General features: G+C 73.3%; 1 pseudogene. It reads left to right on the top strand.

The features are described from left to right. Positions 1 to 462 precede the first annotated feature (462 nt). Positions 463 to 593, top strand: a pseudogene (locus FGF04_RS39770) (DNA-binding response regulator); the annotation flags it as partial.

Here is a 593-nt window from a genome sequence, read left to right as displayed (position 1 = left end):
GGGCTGGCGGGGCTGGCCGGGCGGCTGGACGCGGTGGACGGGATCCTGGTGGTCGACTCGCCCGCGGGTGGGCCCACCCGGGTGACGGCGGAGTTGCCCTGGCGGGCTGCCTGAGCGGGGCGCTCCGCGTCGGTCTGCCGTGTCTTTCGCCGGCGCCGGGTCCATCTTCGGGCCCGGCGCCTCCGGGCCCGGCGCRCGCCTCCGGACCTGGCTCCCGACCCCGGGTCCGTGCGTCAGGTGCGGACCGTCGTGGCCGAGCGCGCAGTTCCCCGCGCCCCTAAAAAGCACGAGTGCACGGTCCCCCAAGCCTTTAAGGAGCGGGGGCGGTGGCTGCTTCCGTCCCCGTAGAGGGCGCCTCCGTTTTGTGGGCGTGGAAACATGCCGCGTACTCGCTCCGATGCTGGGATGCTGGGTGCCGACCTGTGCGAGGCGTGGGCGGGATGGGCTGGGGGGCCGAAGATCGTGGAGGACAGAGTGCGCGGGGTCATCGCCGAGGATTCGGTGCTGCTGCGGGAGGGCCTGACCCGGTTGCGGACCGAACGCGGGCACGAGGTGATCGCGGGAGTGGGCGACGGGGACGCACTGATCAAGAC

The sequence above is a fragment of the Streptomyces apricus genome, assembly GCF_008369065.1.
Classification (GTDB): Bacteria; Actinomycetota; Actinomycetes; order Streptomycetales; family Streptomycetaceae; genus Streptomyces; species Streptomyces apricus.
The sequence above is the reverse complement of the archived record's forward strand: the minus strand, read 5'-3'. Positions and strand labels throughout refer to the sequence as shown.